11 protein-coding genes are annotated in these 17,106 nt (G+C 62.7%); 2 read left to right on the top strand and 9 right to left on the bottom strand.

Features of this window, described 5'->3' with window-relative positions:
• Window positions 1-83: 83 nt before the first annotated feature.
• The 4 genes from QFZ41_RS13695 to prmC form a co-directional block, all read right to left on the bottom strand.
• Window positions 84-362 (bottom strand): DUF6984 family protein, encoded by a 279-nt coding sequence (locus QFZ41_RS13695; protein WP_429200241.1) that lies wholly within the window; start codon window positions 360-362, stop codon window positions 84-86.
• 41 nt (window positions 363-403) lie between these two features.
• Window positions 404-1,429 (bottom strand): RHS repeat domain-containing protein, encoded by a 1,026-nt coding sequence (locus QFZ41_RS13690; protein ID WP_429199274.1) that lies wholly within the window; start codon window positions 1,427-1,429, stop codon window positions 404-406.
• Window positions 1,410-6,437, bottom strand: coding sequence for a hypothetical protein (locus QFZ41_RS13685; protein WP_429199273.1), 5,028 nt, complete (start codon window positions 6,435-6,437; stop codon window positions 1,410-1,412). The genes QFZ41_RS13690 and QFZ41_RS13685 overlap by 20 nt, the downstream gene beginning before the upstream one ends.
• 1,168 nt (window positions 6,438-7,605) lie before the next feature.
• Complete coding sequence (prmC, locus tag QFZ41_RS13680; RefSeq protein ID WP_429199272.1) at window positions 7,606-8,451, bottom strand: peptide chain release factor N(5)-glutamine methyltransferase; 846 nt, start codon at window positions 8,449-8,451, stop codon at window positions 7,606-7,608.
• Between the two features lie 39 nt (window positions 8,452-8,490).
• On the opposite strand from prmC, the gene QFZ41_RS13675 reads away from it, so the two are divergent.
• Window positions 8,491-9,351: an alpha/beta hydrolase gene (locus tag QFZ41_RS13675; RefSeq protein WP_429199271.1), complete on the top strand. Its 861-nt coding sequence runs from the start codon at window positions 8,491-8,493 to the stop codon at window positions 9,349-9,351.
• Between the two features lie 132 nt (window positions 9,352-9,483).
• Here the strand turns inward: QFZ41_RS13675 and QFZ41_RS13670 are convergent, their stop codons facing one another.
• Window positions 9,484-10,386 (bottom strand): phytanoyl-CoA dioxygenase family protein, encoded by a 903-nt coding sequence (locus tag QFZ41_RS13670; RefSeq protein WP_429199270.1) that lies wholly within the window; start codon window positions 10,384-10,386, stop codon window positions 9,484-9,486.
• A gap of 139 nt (window positions 10,387-10,525) precedes the next feature.
• Here QFZ41_RS13670 and QFZ41_RS13665 point away from each other — a divergent pair, with 139 nt between their 5' ends.
• Complete coding sequence (locus QFZ41_RS13665) at window positions 10,526-11,644, top strand: Gfo/Idh/MocA family protein (protein WP_429199269.1); 1,119 nt, start codon at window positions 10,526-10,528, stop codon at window positions 11,642-11,644.
• Window positions 11,645-11,654: 10 nt separating this feature from the next.
• On the opposite strand, the gene QFZ41_RS13660 is transcribed toward QFZ41_RS13665, so the two are convergent.
• The 4 genes from QFZ41_RS13660 to QFZ41_RS13645 all read right to left on the bottom strand — a co-directional run bounded on the left by QFZ41_RS13660 (window position 11,655) and on the right by QFZ41_RS13645 (window position 17,023).
• Entirely contained in the window at window positions 11,655-12,671 is a 1,017-nt protein-coding gene (locus QFZ41_RS13660) for a LacI family DNA-binding transcriptional regulator (RefSeq protein WP_429199268.1), read from the bottom strand.
• Between the two features lie 39 nt (window positions 12,672-12,710).
• Complete coding sequence (locus tag QFZ41_RS13655; protein WP_429199267.1) at window positions 12,711-13,262, bottom strand: hypothetical protein; 552 nt, start codon at window positions 13,260-13,262, stop codon at window positions 12,711-12,713.
• A gap of 5 nt (window positions 13,263-13,267) precedes the next feature.
• Complete coding sequence (locus tag QFZ41_RS13650; RefSeq protein WP_429199266.1) at window positions 13,268-14,185, bottom strand: RHS repeat-associated core domain-containing protein; 918 nt, start codon at window positions 14,183-14,185, stop codon at window positions 13,268-13,270.
• A gap of 156 nt (window positions 14,186-14,341) precedes the next feature.
• Window positions 14,342-17,023, bottom strand: coding sequence for a M1 family metallopeptidase (locus QFZ41_RS13645; RefSeq protein WP_429199265.1), 2,682 nt, complete (start codon window positions 17,021-17,023; stop codon window positions 14,342-14,344).
• Window positions 17,024-17,106 lie beyond the last annotated feature (83 nt).

Here is a 17,106-nt window from a genome sequence, read left to right as displayed (position 1 = left end):
AACGATTGTAGCGAGCCGGAACTCCTCTCCGCATCAGACACGCCCATGGGGATGATCTTCCTGTCTCAGGGCTCTGATGTTCCTCATTCCCTGCGTTGAAGTAGAGGCAAAGTTACTAGAGGGGAAAAATCAACTTTCCAGAGATCTACCTCACAGGGATGACCGTTCGCATCGACGTATAACGACGCCAGTACCTTGACACCGTCACTATCGTCAAACTCGACCTCACTCGACAAGTGGCCGCGCCCCTGATTCGCTGGCTCGACGATGACGTAACTTCCCATACCCCCATCGTCCAGGTCGTCCACCTTGACTTCTGCCAACCATCGCTCGTCCGGCTGCCTTAAGCCACCTCTTTCCATCAAGTGCCGCAGAAGCGAGCGCTCAGCTGGAGTAAGTTCTCTCATGGTGAAGTCTCCGGTGTCGTTATGCGTCCGACATTTATTGAGCCAGCCGGAGTACGAAAGGCATTATACGTAACCTCCACACCATCCACCTGTACCGTCCCCCTGTACAGTTGACCCGACTGAATTTGCCTTGAAACTTTCGCCAAGTCGGTCATAACAGCATCACTTACACTTTTCCGCGAAAGGCCTGCTTCTTCTATATGTCGAAATGCATGGAACACCTGGTTCTCATTACGCCCAAAGGTCACTGCGACACGCTCGCTAATTCGCAGAGCGCCCGCGACACGGCCCACCAACTTACCCAAGAGGCCGCCAGCCATCATCATCGCGCCCTCTTTCGCACCAAATGCACCTGCTTTCTCCAAAGCATCTGCTTGGTCGCGCATAATATTTGCCCGAGTTTGCCGAACCTCGTCGCATTCAGAAGTGTCACATCCACCGTTCTGCTCTGGCGGCTCGGCGTTGCTAGATAAGGCAAAAGGGGACGACGATGGCATTTCACCTCTAATGCGAGGTTCCGGATAGGCACATCCGGCCGTACTCATGCCACTGCCGCAGCTGACCATGCCGGTTGGATCGGTGAATCGATACGGGTTGCTCGATGCGTATTGATAGCGGCCATATCCATTGATCATTCCAGGTGCATAGACCGCAGGGTCAGTCGACAAGAATCTCGAAATTGATGGATCGTAGTATCGGGCTTGCATGTACAGCAAACCGCTTTCGCTATCTCCGATATGCCCCGTATAGCCGGGACCATCAACGCCGCTATTCGCTACCGATGAGCCATAGGGACTGTAATCTTGCCAGGCGATCACCCCACCACTGGCATCCGTCATAGCCAAGACCGTTCCTTGCTCATCCGTATAAAAATAAGAAATGCTTTTTCCCGCAAACACGTTAAGACTAGTCGAGAGAAAAACAATACATACGAAAATGTTGAAACAACTCTTCAGGCGGCGGAAAAACTCCTTCCGTGGCCGAAAATCAGGTGCCCTATCATCAGAAACTTGCATAGACATACCCGCTCCAAGGAGAACAACCACTGGCATTGCATGCCCTTACGCGCATGCTGATCTGGCCTATCACCTCGCCCGTATCCTCGATAAAAATTGACGAAGGTGTCGCACCGGCGTCCTGATAGTCGGTACCAATTCCTGGAATGTTCCGTTCGATCTGATAGTTCGTGGTGGTGGCAACCGCGTTCCAATGGATCTCGTACTGACGTTTGTAGCCCGGCCCTGTCCGCCCGCCGGATACGCCGGATGGCGTGATCGGAGGTAGCGCCACGGTGACGACGGCCTGACCGCTCCAGGGACCGCATCCCCCCGCGTTGCACGCCTGCACCGCGTAGTAATAAGTGCCATTTTGCTTTCCACCAAGGCTCCAGGCGCCACCTGCCGTATTGCCGATCAGCGTCCAGCCCCCGCCGTTTACATTCTCGAAGATGTTGTACGACGTGGCGCCGGCCACACCGCTCCAGCTGATCGTGTAGGCACCGTTGATACTGGTGCCGCCCCCCGCTATTCCCGGTGCGGCTGTGGGTGGCAAGGTGATGCCCACCGCGTTGCTCAGCCGATAGCCACTGCATCCGCTGCCGTTGCAGGCCTGCACCTGGTACTGGTACGTGCCGCTGACCGGCGTGCCGAAGGCCGCGCTGGTGGCCGCGCCGTCATACACCGTGGTCCAGGCGCCACCATTGACCTGCTGGATGACCACATAACGCGTGGCCGTCGCACTTGCCGCCCAGCTCAACGTCACCGGCCCAGGGATCGGCGCCGAGGCGCTGGCGCTGCCCGGCACCGGTGGCGGCAACAGCACACTGACGTTCCAGGTCGGCCCGAACGGCGCGCAACCGCCCGAGGTGCAGGCCTGCACCTGGTAGCCATAGGTGCCCGTGGCGCGACCGGTGCTCGACCAGCTCGTCGCCGTCGAGGCCGAGACCGTCGTCCACGCGCCACCATTGACGCTTTCCCGTAGCGTGTACGAGGTCGCCCCGGCGATCGGCTGCCAGCTCATCGCGACGCTGCCGTTGGTGCTGCTGCCCGCGCCACTCAGGGAGACGTACGGGCCGGCCACCAGGGGCGTGAAGCCGAAGCTCTGGAACCAGGCGATACCCTCCTGCACCGGTTCGAACTGCAGCCTGCGCCCGCTGCCCAGCAGGAGCGAGGACGGGGTCGCGATCGTTACCGCCGCGTGCTGACCCGGGGCGATTTCCGGGATGCCCTGCCGGGTGACGTCGAATTGCACGGCGTTGCCCGCCGCGTCGATGATGTGGTTGCCCAGGTTCACTGGATGCGGCGCGGCCGAGGCCAGCGTCACCTTGCCGTTGTTGGCGATATCCACCGTGGTCAGCACGCTCTGCCCGTCCGCCGACAGCGACGGCGCGGCGGTGATCGTCAACGTCACGTTGACCTGATCGCGGATCAAGCCGGTGACGTTGTTGCAGAGATTGCCGGTACCGGCCGTGGGACAGGCCGAGTACGGGCCGGCGTCCACGGTCGTGTTGTTCGGCCAGTCCTGGAACCAGCCCACCCCGGCCTGCAGCAGGCTGAAGTGGATGCGCTTGCCGGTGCCCAGTACCGCCGGCGCGGCGACATGCATCGTGATCGTGCCGTGGCCACCGACCGGGATGTCGGCCGTGAGGTTCACCCCCGCTTCCGGCTGGGTCGCGGCACCGGCACTGTCCAGCAGGTGGTAGCCCATCTGCACCGGGTATTGGCTATTGGCCGTGAGCGGCCGGGTGCCGTTGTTGGCGATGTCCAGCGTCACGTCGATGGTCGTGCCATCGAGCGAGAGGCGCGGCACGCCCACGATCGCCAGCGCCGTCCTCACCTGGGCGGGTTTGAGGATGTCGATGTTCTCGGTCGCCTTGGCGACCAGCTTCTTGCCCAGGTAGACGTACTCGCTGCCCAGCCGCGTGGCCGGGTCCAGTTCCCACATCAGTTGGCCGGCGCTGTTGTACGCGTAGTAGGTGGTGCCCGCCGGGGTGACCTTCTTCACCCGCCGACCGGCCGCGTCGTAGGTGTACTCCCCCTTGCCCGGGATCGCGGTCAACCGGTTGGCCAGGTCGAAGGTGAGCGCCTGCCCGTCCTTGTTCACCGTGTTGCCACGCGCGTCGTAGACGAAGGCATGCACCGCGGTGGCCCCGTTGGTGATCGCGGTCAGCCGGTTGCTGCCGTCGTAGGCATAGGTGTTCGTGCCGCTGCCGTTGCTCAGGCTGCGGATGTTGTTCAAGGTGTCGTAGGTGTAGCTCTCCGTGCCCCACAGGTTGCTCGCCGTGGCCGAGAGCAGACGGTTCAGGCCGTCGTAGCCCATCACCTTGCTGCGCTGGCCGTTGACCCGGTCGAGGATCTGGCCGACGTTGCCGTTGGCGTCGTAGGTGAAGTCCTCGCTGACATGGAGCGTGGCGCCCTGGCCGTAGGTGAAGTTGCTCAGCAGATTGCGCGCGTTCTTCTGCGCCACGTAGCTTCGACCGCTGCCCAGCGTGTACGAGCGCACGTCGCCGTCGGCGAAGTAGGCGATGCCGTTGGCGTAGCCGCCCACCGTGCCCGGCCGGCCCAGGGCGTCGGGGTTGTAGGCCACCACCTCGCCGTCCGGGTACAGCACGGTGCTCAACGCACCGTTGGGGTCGTAGCCGTAGCCCAGGGCCCAGCTCCAGCCGTCCACCGCCAGCACCTCGGCGGTGAGCAGGCCCAGCTTATTGCGGCCGAAGGTCCAGCCGACCGTGCCCGCCGTGGCCGTGGCCGGGTTGCCCAGGGCGTCGTAGGTGAAGGTACTCGGCGCGGTGCCGGTGGGGTAGACCACCGAGGTGACCCGGTTCATCGCATCGTAGGCGCGGACCGTCCGGGCCGCCTCGGCGACCTGGTCCTGGCCGCAGCCGGGACCGTTGAAGGAGGCCCCGGACACACTCCAGGCCAGGTTGTCGGCCCCGTCGTAGGCCAGGATCTCGCTGCCGGACTCCGGCTCCCACGTGCGGCACAGGCGATGCGCGCTGTCGTAGGTCATGGTCTTGGTGACCGACTGGCCCGCCCCGCCCTGGGTGATCGACAGCGGGTTGCCGTAGACGTCGCGGGCGATGGTCTGCAGCACGTTCTCCGGCGCCTGCACGGTGACCACGTTGTCGTAGGCGGGCTGGTCGAAGACCTGGTACCAGGTCGTGGTGACGTTGCCCTTCGGATCGGTCACCCGCTTGGCCGCGCCGGACAGGTACTGCGTGGTGGTGGTCAGGTTGCCCAGCTCGGAACTCTGCGTGGTGCTCGTCGGCCGGCCCAGGGCGTCGTAGCCGGTCGCCACGCCGGCGACGAGGTTGGGCAGGTCCACCGCCCCGTCGACCGGATAGGACTCGAACACCTTGCGCCCCTTCCAGTCGTAGTCGGTGCGCGAGGACACGTAGAAGGCCTGGTCGCTGGCCCGCGCCGTGCCGGACATCACCGGGCGCAGCATCGCGTCGAAGTCGGTGCGCTGGAATTTGTTGCCCTGGTAGACGATGCGGACCCAGTGGTTGCCGTTGACCCCGCGTGCGGGGCCCACGTAGCTGTACTGGAAGGTCTTCGGTGCCCAAGCCACGGCGTCGCCGGCGGGGTAGTCGATGCGGGCCAGGCGGCCGATCGCGTCGTAGCCGTAGCTCGTGGTCGCGCCGGCCTGGTTGGTGATCGCGGCGATCTGCCCGAAGTCGTCCACGCTGAGCGTTTGCGCGGTGGCGTCCGGGTAACCGATCGATTGCGGGATGCCGCGCTTGTAGTTGCCCAGCGTGGTGGTCTTGCCGTTACCGTCGGTGAAGCTCGCCAGCTGGCCCTGCGCGTTGAAGCTGTAGCCCATCACCTTGCGGCCGAAGCGGTAGCGCTCGGACAGGGTCAGGCTGGCTGGGTCGTAGACGTTGCGGCTGACTTCCTCGCCCGCTTGATTGTTAGCCGTGTAGTTGTAGGTTCTCAGCGGCAGGCCGAGTACCCAGTGAGCGGTGTCATTCAAGAAATCCGTTCGTTCGTCTACGAGCACCTGCCCTGGTACATCGTTCGAACGCCGGGTACGAACCGCTTGCGCGAAAACGTCGAATTCGGCCACCTCCGACGTGAAGGTATTACCGTCCTGCACGCGCACATGCTTGCGCACCGGCATCCAACGTTCCGTTTGGTCGGTATTGACGCGCTTCTGCAATTCGTTGCCGACAAAGGAAGGGAACGGTCCCTGTGTCGGTTCGGCATATTCGTCCCATTCCGTCAGAACGGACGCACCTCCCGCCGCACCCGCATACAGGGTCGTGCTGAGCAGCCGGCTTTCTGTCTTGTCAGCGCGATTGCTGAAAACTGAACGCGTCGTGTTTCCGTCAGGCGCTATCGTGTCGGTCCACACGGTGGACTGGCAACCCGACGGACAGTCCTGCTCCCAACTTTCGTTGCTCGGGGAGAACTGGAAGTCCCAGCGCCTGGCAGGCATGCCCGCGCCGGTAAATGTCTTGGAGACGATCGAAGTGACGTACCACGCGTTGGGCATCAACGCCGAGCCGCTGTCGGGATCGCCGACCATGCCGCCAAAGCAGTTCTTGGTCACATAAGATCGGCCACGGCGCGTGGGTTTAACAACGAATGTACCTGTCAAACCCGAAGGATGCGTGATTGTCCCGGTGAACTCCTGCACATTCGTCGGCGGACTCAGGACGCTGCATGAACTCGAATTGCTGTTGATGAAATTGGGGCCTGAGCGTGCCGAGATAGCCGCCATATTGAACTGCCACGACGCACCATCAGGTTGAGTAATCGACGTAAGGGTCGGAATGCCGAAATCGCCGATCACATAGTTATACGTCCAGGTTCGCGGACTGGCCGATCCGGCTTGCACGGTTATCGTGTGCACACGTCGCGTATTCGCGTCGTACGCGAAATTCACTTTTCTTCCGTCGCTTGCATCGATGGCGATCAGCTTTCCGGCGTCGTAGCTGTAGTTGACCCAGTTACCGAAGCGATCGGTCACGCGAGTCACCAGCATCGAGGCTTCCTGCCGGTAGAGATCGTCCTGTTCCGCGGCTGCCATGGGGCTAAAAACAGCGCTGGACTCCGAGGTGCGTAGCGACATGCTCGAGGTGTCGATGGGGCGTGACAAGATGGAAGCCCATCGTGTTGCGAGGTAATCGAACCGGTATTGAGTGCCATCCGGGGCCACGACCAGAAAGGCTTCGCGAGTGCTATCGTTCACTGCCTGAGCAAGACAGCCAACTTGCCAGTTCTGCTTGGTAATTGCCGGAAATACGCTACTCCCCACTTGTGGGATCACTGTGTAATAGCTATTCCGCTCCAACAAATCCTGCGACCCCGCACCGGGAACGATCAGTTGGTAGCCATGCCACCAGTCTTGAGGCTGCCATGGGTGACGGTATGCGTCGCCAGGCACTCCATTGACACCGGGAGGCGGACCGAAGCGCGTACAAATCTGCTTAGGATATTGCCCTAGCACCATCCAGCCCTGCACATTCTGCTGGGTCGCCGCGATGGTGGTGATGCGCGGCACCTCCATGTCCCAGTCACCGAACGCATTGTCCTTGAGGCGGTCGAGATCACCGTAGTTTTCGATCTGGAACGTGCGATTTATCTGGATCGAAGGGCCTGTACCGTTAAGCGAAATATCGGTACTGGAGAAACTCAGGCGACCGTCATACAAACTGACGTTTTCGCCGAACGGTGTTTCGCCCAGGGGCTGGATATCCTCGTTGACCCGGATCAGCTTCCGGTATTCCTCTTCGGGCGTGGTGTTGCTTGCCTGCGCTGATGCACCGGCCGCGTACACGGCCGCAACAAGTGCAAGCCACCCCGACCAGTAGGCCATCGACTTCGACATGTTCCATTTTCCCCAGCGCGCGCAAGCGGAGGCGCTGGCCAGCCAATGACCAACGCAACGATAGAATTTCAGAAGGCGGACGCAGGGATACTCGCGGACGAAGTTACCCCCGACATACGCCTCAACTTCGTTGGATCAGTGAGTTACCGGCTTCCGAACGGAACTGGGTATCGAGCGACGACGAAATGAGAAGGCGCCATCCGGCGCGGCGAGATTCTGTCGAACATTCCGTTTCCCCTGAGACATCGCCCCCCCGGTCGATGGGCTCGGAAACGTTACGCAACTTCCTGCGCAACCGTCAATAGGAAATTGCGAACGAACGCATCATGGATGGGTAGGAGGACACGACGCCGCACGGACACGCGGCTCATGTCGCTGGATGAGCGGCGTCGCGAAACCCGAGAACGGCACCGGAGACGCGATCGCGGTTCTCCAGATCCCTTGCCGTGAAATCGTCGGCGAGACCCGCCTCCCGTAAAATCCGCCTGACGGCATCGCCCTGATTCCAGCCATGCTCGACCAAGACAGTCCCGCCCTGCAATAGATGCTTGCCGGCGCCCGAAGCGATGCGCCGGATGTCGTCCAGGCCATCGGCACCGGAAGCCAGCGCCGAGGCCGGTTCGAAACGCAGGTCGCCTTCGCCCAGGTGGTGATCGTCCGCTTCGATATACGGTGGGTTGCTGATGATGAGGTTGAAACGCCGGCCGTTCAGCGGCGCGAACCAGTCGCCCTGCACGAACTCCACGCGCTCAAGTCCAAGCCGTCGCCCGTTCCGTCGCGCGACGTTCAGCGCGGCGGTGCTGACGTCCACCGCGACCACGGCGGCATCCGGCCGCTCCTTGGCAATGGCCAGCGCGATGGCGCCACTGCCCGTACCAAGGTCGACGACGCTGCCACCCATGGGCAATCGATCGAGGGCCAGCTCCACCAGCAACTCGGTTTCCGGGCGGGGGATCAGTGTCGCGGGCGTGACTTCCAGGGTGAGCGACCAGAAGTCGCGCGTCCCCGTGATGTAGGCGATGGGCTCGCCCGTGGCCCGCCGCCGCACGAGGGCATCGAAACGTCGCATGCCCTCTGCATCGGCGACATCCTCCGCATGCGCGAAAAACCACGCGCGATTCACGCCCAGCGCGTGCGCCAGCAACAACTCGGCTTCGAGGCGGTCGCCCAGCACATCGGAGGCCTGGCGCAGGATCGTGCGGATATCGGTCATGCCGCGATTCTAGTGGTTCGCCCCCCCTACAATACCGCCATGCGCTTGCTTCCCCTGCTCTCCGCGGCCCTGCTCCTCGCCGGATGCCATGCCACGTTCTTCGGTGCCGTCAACGCGCGGCAACCGTCGACGGGCGTGGCGGCGCATCGCGATATCGTGTTCGATCCGGCAAACGACCTCGCCCTGGACGTCTATAGCCCCACAAATGCATCGCACGCACCCGTGGTCGTCTATTTCTACGGCGGCAGCTGGATGACCGGAAAGCGCCAATGGTTTCGCTGGATGGGAGAGGCGCTCGCCGCCCAGGGCGTCGTCGCCATCGTCGCCGACGTCCGTCCGTGGCCGAAGGTACGCATGGAAGGATTCCTGCAGGACGGTGCCGAGGCCGTGCGCTGGGCGCATGACCATGCGGCCGGCTTCGGTGGCGATGCGGCACACCTGTTTGTGATGGGACACTCGTCCGGGGGACAGATCGCCGCCATGCTGGCAACCGACAAGCAGTGGCTCGCGGCGGTGGGCATGAAACCGCGCGACCTCGCCGGCTTCATCGGTGTCGCCGGCACCTATGATTTCATTCCCTTCGACGAGCCCGAGTTTTACGAGATCTTCGGTCACGAGCCGGAGGAGCAAGCACTGTCGCAGCCGGTCAATTTCGTCGACGGAGACGAGCCGCCTGCCCTGCTGCTACAGGGGGAGGACGACACCATCGTATCGCCGGCGGAAGCGGTGTCGTTCGAGGGGAGATATCGCTCGCAGGGAGAGCCCGTGGAGTTGAAGCTCTATCCGAACGTGGGGCACGAGGAATTGCTTCTTGCCTTCGGGCCATTGAAGGGCAAGGCGCCGGTCCTGGCCGATACGATGGCGTTCATCCATCGCTATGCGACAGCCGCACCTCACTGATTTCAAGCTCCTTGTGGAACCCGCTCGGTGGGAGCCGCCCCTGTCGGCGATGGGTGCTTGCCGTAACCTGGCCCGCTGGCGCGGAATCGCCGATAGGATCGGCTCCCACCAGGGCGGCTTGGTGAACCGTCTCTAGCGCGCCTTCATCACGTCGCGCCCTTCAGCGTTGCCTCCGCGTGCCGCATCGAGGATTTCGGGGTAGGGATAGTTGAGTCCGAGCAGCTGGCGAATATCCGGACTTGCGCTCTTCACGAACGCCTCGGACAGCGCCGCCGGTATGTTCTCCATGGGCTTCACGAATTTCGGCAGGTATTGCGTGATGATCGCCGAACGGTCGATGCCGCTTCGGTTCGGCATGGCGCAATGCCAGACCGCGCCGAAGAAGATCACGGTGTCGCCCGGTTCGCCAAGCATGCGCTTGCAACGTTCGAAGAAACGATCGCTCTCATCCGGATAGCGCAGCTCGCGCTGCGATCCCGGTACGAACGCGGTCGCGCCGGTCTCCTCCGTGAAGGGATCGAGCATGATCGTCGCCTGCGCATTGAGCGGGAAGCTCGCGTTGATCCGCACCGGATGCGTGGCCGGGGAATGGAAATCCCAGTAGGGATAATCGATATGCGGCTCCTGGCCGGGGCCACCGGGAAGGATGCGGTTGGCTGCGATCGAACCCATGATGAACTCGCTGCCGATGAAGGCACGCATGACCTGCATGATCGCCGGATGCGCCGCCATGTGGGAAAAGATGTCGCCTTTCGCCAGCAGGTTCCAGACGCGGCGTTGCAGGCTGATACGCCCTGCCCGCTCGGCGTCGCCCTGGAAATGTGTCACCTTGCCGCCGTTTTCGTCGGCGTCGGACTCGCGCATGACGATCGCCCGCGCCTCGGCGATTTCCGCAGGCGTGAACAGGCCGCGCAAGACGACGGCGCCCTGGCCATCGAGGAGTTCGTCGACGATGGCGCCGGTGTCCAGGCTCTCGGGGGTGAAGACACGAAGGGGTGCTGAGGGGCGGGGGAGGGTTTGCGCGGAGGCGGCCATTGCATGACTCCTGCCGCTGCACGCGGCGTGGCAAGGGGATGGCGACGATGTATGCCTTTACGCTAGGCCGTTTTGCAAGCGCTTGCAAATTGCGCCGCAACATACGTACAGTCGATGGACCTCGGCCAGGATCCCGCCCATGAAGAGCCAGCTACGCGTCGGCCTGATCGGCGCCGGGTACATGGGGAAAGCGCATACCGTGGCATACCAGAGTGTCGGGGCGCTGTTCGAGCCGGCCCGCCGCCCTGTATGCGAGATGATCGCCACCTCGACCGAGGAAGGCGCCGCAGACGTCGCCAGGCGCTGGGGATGGGCCCGTTCCACGGGGGACTGGCGCGACCTGGTCGACGATCCCCAAGTGGATATCGTGGTCATCGCGACACCGCCACGTACGCACCATCCGATGGTGATGGCCTGCGTCGCGGCGAGGAAGCCGGTGTTCTGTGAAAAGCCGCTGGGCATGAACGTAGACGAATCGCGAGCCATGACCGAAGCCGTGGAACGCGCACGGATGCCCAACATGGTCGGCTTCAACTACATCCGCACGCCCGCCAGCCAACTGGCGCGACAGATCATCGTGTCGGGCGAGATCGGCGAGGTGATCCAGGTCACGGCCGAGCATGTCGAGGACTATCTGCACGACCCTGCCCTTCCCGCTTCATGGCGGACCCGTATCGCGACCGGGTCCGAAGCCGGCGCACTGGGCGACGTCGCCACCCACATCGTCAACGCGTGCCTGCGCCTCGTGGGCCCGATCGAAAGCCTGGTAGCCGATATGACCATCGTGCAGCCACGTCGCGATGGGCCGCACGGAACCGAAACCGTCGAGAACGACGACCAGGGCCAGATGCTGCTCCGCTTCGCCAATGGCGCGACGGGTAGCATCAGCTTCAGCCGCATGGCCGCGGGCAGGAAGATGGGCTACACCTACCGGATCACCGGTACGCGTGGCGCCATCGCGTTCGACCAGGAAGACCAGAATGCCTTATGGCTCTACGACGCCTCACGCGAGCCGGCGCGGCGGGGATTCCAGAAGCTGTTGATGGGACCGGCGCATCCCGACTATCTCGCCTTCAACCAGGGCGTCGGCCACGGCACCGGCTACAACGAACAGATCGCGATCGAAGCGCGCGACTTCCTGCATGCGGTGACCACGGGTGAATCGGTATGGCCGACGTTTCGTGATGGATACGAAGTGGACAAGGTGATCGCCGCGGCGCTGACATCGAACCGCGAAAGGCGTTGGGTCTCACCGTGAGGCCGGTCGTTTACAGAAGGCTTCCCCGCTTCACCAGCTCGCAGGAAAACAGCTTGTTGCGCGGCACCGCCGCCGGATCGTCCATCCACGCCACGATACGTTCGATGGCGTGCAAAACCATCCCACGGATGGGTTGGCGTACCGTCGTCAGGGAGTAAGAAGCCCAGGCAGCCAGCGGCATGTCGTCGAAGCCGACGACGCTCACGTCGTTGGGAACCGCCACGCCGCGCTCGCGGCAGGCATCCATCGCGCCCAGGGCCAATACATCGTCGCCGCAGAACACCCCGTCCAGCGTGTCATCGCGATCGAGCAAGGTGTGCATCGCGAGACGGCCGTGTTCATGCGTGTAATCCCCGGCATGGATAGCCTCCCGCAGTAATTTCCCTGCGATCTCGGCAAATCCCTTGTTCCGGTCGATGGTGGAAGCGTCATGCGCCGAGCCCCCCAGGAAAGCCAACCTGCGCAGGCCGCGCCGGCGCATGGCCTCCGCGACCAGCCGTCCGCCGGCCACGTTGTCGACCGTCACCACGGGCACCGGCGACGACCTCCCTGCCCGGCCGAAGACATGCATCACGGGCAGTCCCGCCGCACGGCAAGACGCGGCGAATCTCGCCGGTGGTGCCGACGTCGCGATGACCACGGCGTCGACGTTGTATTGGCGCAACATGTCCAGGGCGGCGCTGCCGTCTTCATCCTCGCCGAGGTTTGCCAGGAGCGGGCGCAGGCCGCGAGCCTGCAGTTCACGTGTAAAGAGGTCGAAGACCTCCATGAACGCGGGGTTCCCGAAATGATTGGATACCAGCCCGATCAGTTCGGTGCGGCCTGTCATCAGGCTGCGGGCCAGATGGTTAGGCCGATAGCCAAGTGCGGCGGCGGCCTCGAGCACGCGCTCGCGGGTTTTCGCGGAGACGCTCGCTCCTTCGGTAAACGTACGCGACACCGCCGAGATGGACACGCCCGCGGCTTCCGCGACGTCGCGCGCGGTGACGCGCGGTGGAGGATCTGACGAGGTAGACCTAGGACTCATGTTGGCTAGGTTAGCTCAGCCTGATGCTCTGGCGGTGCGCTACCGCACCTCGTTCGCGTAGGTTACCCGGAAGGTCCGCCTCGCTGCCTCCGTTAACCCCAATGATGGCGCATCTATCAATTCAAGGAACCGCCTCACCTCGAAAACCAGATCCGGGTCGGGAATCGACGGGGCAAGCGAGTCTCTCGTTGCTAACACACCAATGGGCTCTGCCGGATCTTCGAACAGGATCCAGTGATCATCCAAGGACGAAGCGACGATCAGGCCATCCCATGCGCCGCTAGGTATGTTCGCACGATAGGCCTTTGCACCCGCACCGCTAAAAGGATGAGCTCCGTGCGAGATCCATGTGGTGACATCGGCATAGAACTCATCGAAGGTGCCATCCCTTTCGTATCCGACCGACACGACAATGTCACTCGACGCCAGAGGCACTAGAAGCCTTTCCAGTTCTTGCGCGAGGTCATGTCGTCCGAGGATGGGAGTTTCAAAAAAATAATGGTGAGATAATCCCTCGCGTGAAAAGACACCTTCCGGAAAGCTGCGCCCCCAGCGGATACATTGCGCAAGACGTCTCTTAAGTTCAGACATGTCCATTAGTCTAGCTTCTCGTTAAAGCGAATCTTAACCACCACCTGCCCATCAACCTGCACCGATGCCGAAGCCCCACCGGTGGATGAGGCCTTGTCGTAGAAAGTGTATTTTGTGCCATCCTTGCTCATCATTACTACGCTTCCATCCTTGCTCGTAGTGCGAGCGAACCCGTTCGCAGTTAGATTTTTTTGTGCGCTCAGCGGCGAAACTGAAGTGCGAACCTGTCCGGGGCTATTGCGCGTCGCCCCGCGTTCGACGAGTACCCGGGTTAGCTGCGCCTCTTCCGCCGGAACTATCGCCCTGGTCACATTGAGAGCCAAGTCGGCCGAACGAACAGCGGCCCTAGCGACCCCGAATTCGAATGGTGTGACGACGGTTTGAACAGCCCCGCTTCCAGGTGGCGGCCTCCAGTCCGGATCACATCCACACAGTGTCGACTCTAGAAAGTAGCTAGACTCTTCTGGCGACATATATTTTCCGTTCGCGACTTCGGCGCTACCGAAAACTTGCCTACCGTCCGGGTCTACATACCTATATGGATTATTGTTGGCATATGACTGGCGGTTGAAATTGAACAGGTCACCCGGACGAGGCTTTACGGGATCCAGACTCGTAAAGCGCGAGATGTCACTGTCGTAATAGCGAGCTTGCATATAAAAAAGGTCGGTTTCACCATCACGATAGTGCCCAGCGAATGAAGCGCCCGCCAGCCCTTGCCCGAGCGCTATCGCCCCAGAAGAATGGTAGTCATCTGCAGTAATCAGACTTCCTGAGGCGTCCGTCGTAGCGAGCACATTGCCATTCGAGTCTGTATAAAAGTACGTAACGGACTTCGCAGCTAATACGGAGTTCGAGAAGAAGAAAAACAAACCAACCAAATGCAGCCATGACACAGTTCTAGCTCGACCGTTCCGCTTCATGTTGATCCCCCCTCGATGCCCTTGAGACAGAATCACCAATTCAAACCTTCACCGTCAAGCGGCCATCACCGGCACCGACCTAACGAAACGGCCAATGCCATTAAAAAAGCCGGGCGATCGCTCGCCCGGCTCGTCGTTACTCGAACATGTGTCGGTTTAGCGCAGGATCGCCTTCGGGTCCTGCTTGGCCTTCTGCGCCGAGCAAAGCAGGATCTGCTCGCTGGTCTGCGCCAGGCCACGCTCCGCGCCGCTCACCTGGCCCAGGCGCGGCTTGAAGAACTCGCTCAGGCGGTCGGCTTCGGCCTTCGAACAACCGCCGCCACCGGCAAGACCCGGCAGCTGGCCACCCGCGAAGCTGCCCGTGCGCGCCACGATCTTGTCGTAGTTGGCCACGAACCACTTCCACAGGTCAGCGCGGGTCGCTTCGGAGCCACGGCCGCCACGCAGCACCATGGCCATCTCGCCGACCTTCACGTCCTTGCCGAGCGCGAAGTCGCGAACCTTGTTGGCCAGTGCCGGATCCTTGGTGGATGCCAGCGCCGACAGCATGGCGTTCCGCTTCGCCGGGTCGGAGGTCTTCGGGATCTCGGCGATGAGCGCGTCGACCGCGGGTGCGCCGCGTTCCTGCACCGCCACGCCCAGGGCGTCGGCGAGCAGATCCGAATCAGCCGCTTCCAGATCGAGATGTCCGTCCTTCATCTTCAGCGCGGCGTCGCCCTGCTTCAGCATTTCCGCGCGGACTTCCGGCTGCGCGATGTCGTCGTCGGCAAGGAAGCCGGCGAGTGCCGTGCGAGTGATGGTGTCGTTGTCCGGCTCGCCCGCCTTCTTCTTGAAGCCCAGGTCCTTGAGCTTGGGCAGGTACGCGTCGGTCGCCCACTTGCGCAGGTGAGCGCGCTGCGCGTCGGTGGTGGCTTCGTTGTTGAGAATCCAGTTGAAGGTCATCAGCGGCGCCGTGAACACCTCGCGGGTCTTCGACGACGTCAGCGGCTTGAACGCGGCCAACACGTCGCCGGCGTCCAGGTCACCATGCTGGAAACCCGCGCGCACGGCGTCGGCATAAGCCAGCTGCTCCGCGTCGCTGAGCGAACCGACCACCTTCGACAGCGCGGCCAGGTCGGCCTTGCTCTGCGCGAAGCGGTAGTAGCCGCGGCCGTCGGCATTCGGCAGCACCCACGTGTTCTTCGCCGCATCGTCCAGCACCATGGTGCCGGTGGCCTTGTCGAGCAGCTCGCACTTCACCTTGTTCGCACCGCCGGTGGTGCCGTAACGCACGCACATCGGCACGCCCCAGACGCGGCTGGAGTCGCCGGTGCTGCCCAGCGGCAGGTAGCGGCTCTGCGACAGGTGCAACACGGTCTTTCCGCCTTCGGTCTTCACTTCGGTGCTGACGTACGGCACGCCCGACTGGTCGAGGAAGCTGCGGAACGCCTTCTTGAACGCGTCGCCCTGACCTGCGGCCTCGGCGATCGAATCGATCAGGTCGTCGGCCGTCGCGTTAGCGAATTTGTGCTTCTGGATATAGGCACGCATGCCCTTCTGGAACACCGGATCGGTGACATAACCCTCGAACATGCCGAGGACGGCGGCGCCCTTCTGATACGTGATGCCGTCGAACGCGGTCTCGATGTCGCCATTGCCCGTGATCGGCTGGCGGATCTTGCGCGCGCTGACCAGGCTGTCGTTGTTCATCGCGCCCTGGGCGCCGCGCACGCGATCGAGGTCGGCGCGGTATTCGGGATGCACCTTGGTGGTGACCTTCTGCTGCATCCAGGTGGCGAAGGCCTCGTTGAGCCAGAGATCGTCCCACCAGGCCATGGTCACGGTGTCGCCGGTCCACTGGTGGGCCAGTTCGTGCGCATTGACGTTGAAGGAGCCACGCACGTACTGCGCGGCCGAATCGGGATCGATCAGCAGCAGCCAGTCACGGAAGGTGACCAGGCCGGCGTTCTCCATCGCACCCGCGCTGAAGTCCGGCGCGGCGAGCAGGTCGAGCTTGTCGTATGGGTAACCGAAACCGTAGTAATCCTCGAGCGTGTGGATGATCGAGTTGGTTTCGCCCAGCACGTGCTGCAAGCGGTGGCCTTCGCCCTTGGCGGCGATACCGCGCAACGGCGTCGGCGTGGAACGGAATTCGGTCGGGATGATGTCCGGCCCCTTCACCACGTCCCACGGCCCCACCGCGAACGCGACGAGGTAGGTCGGCAGCGGCTTCGTGGTCGAGAAGGTCAGCGTCTTCCAGCCCGCACCCGCTTTTTCTTCCTTGACCTGCGCGGTATTGGCCACGCCCTGGTCGTCGGCGGGGATGGTCAGGCTGATGTCGAACGGCACCTTGAACGAGGGCTCGTCGAAACCGGGGAACGCATAGCGCGCCGACACCGGCTCCATCTGCGTCATCGCATAGGGCACGCCCTCATGCGAGACCTTGTAGAGGCCCTGCAACTGCTTGTTCAGCGGCGCGGTGAATTCGATCGCGAGGGTGATCTCACCCTCGAGCTTGGCGCCGAGGTCGACGCGGACGACGCCTTCCTTTTCCGCGGCCACGGTGTACTTGCCGGCGTGCTTCTTGCCCGCGGCATCGGTCACGGTGACCTTGGAGACCTTCAGCTCCTTGCCGTGCAGCCAGATGAAGTCGGACGGCTGGCTGAGCTTGATCTTGATCGTCGAGGAGCCGGCGAAGGTCTCCTGCTTCGGATCGACCTTGAACGACAGCTTGTAGGATTCCGGCTGGGCCCAGGTAGGCAGGTGGCCGAGGGGCGGCGCGTCCGTGGTGGCGGCAAACGCGGCACCACAGCAGGCGGCGAGCGCGGTAAGAACGAGAGGGCGGACGAAACGACGCATGGCGGGTGGGACTCCCCTGTGGGTAATCCATCCATCCTGCGAAGAGGGTGACCTCCGACACAGTGCCAGAAGGCACCCCCTGT

Origin of the sequence: Luteibacter sp. W1I16 (genome assembly GCF_050434905.1) — a bacterium.
Classification (GTDB): domain Bacteria; phylum Pseudomonadota; class Gammaproteobacteria; order Xanthomonadales; family Rhodanobacteraceae; genus Luteibacter.
Note: the sequence above shows the minus strand (reverse complement) of the source record. Positions and strands in the feature narration are given on the sequence as shown.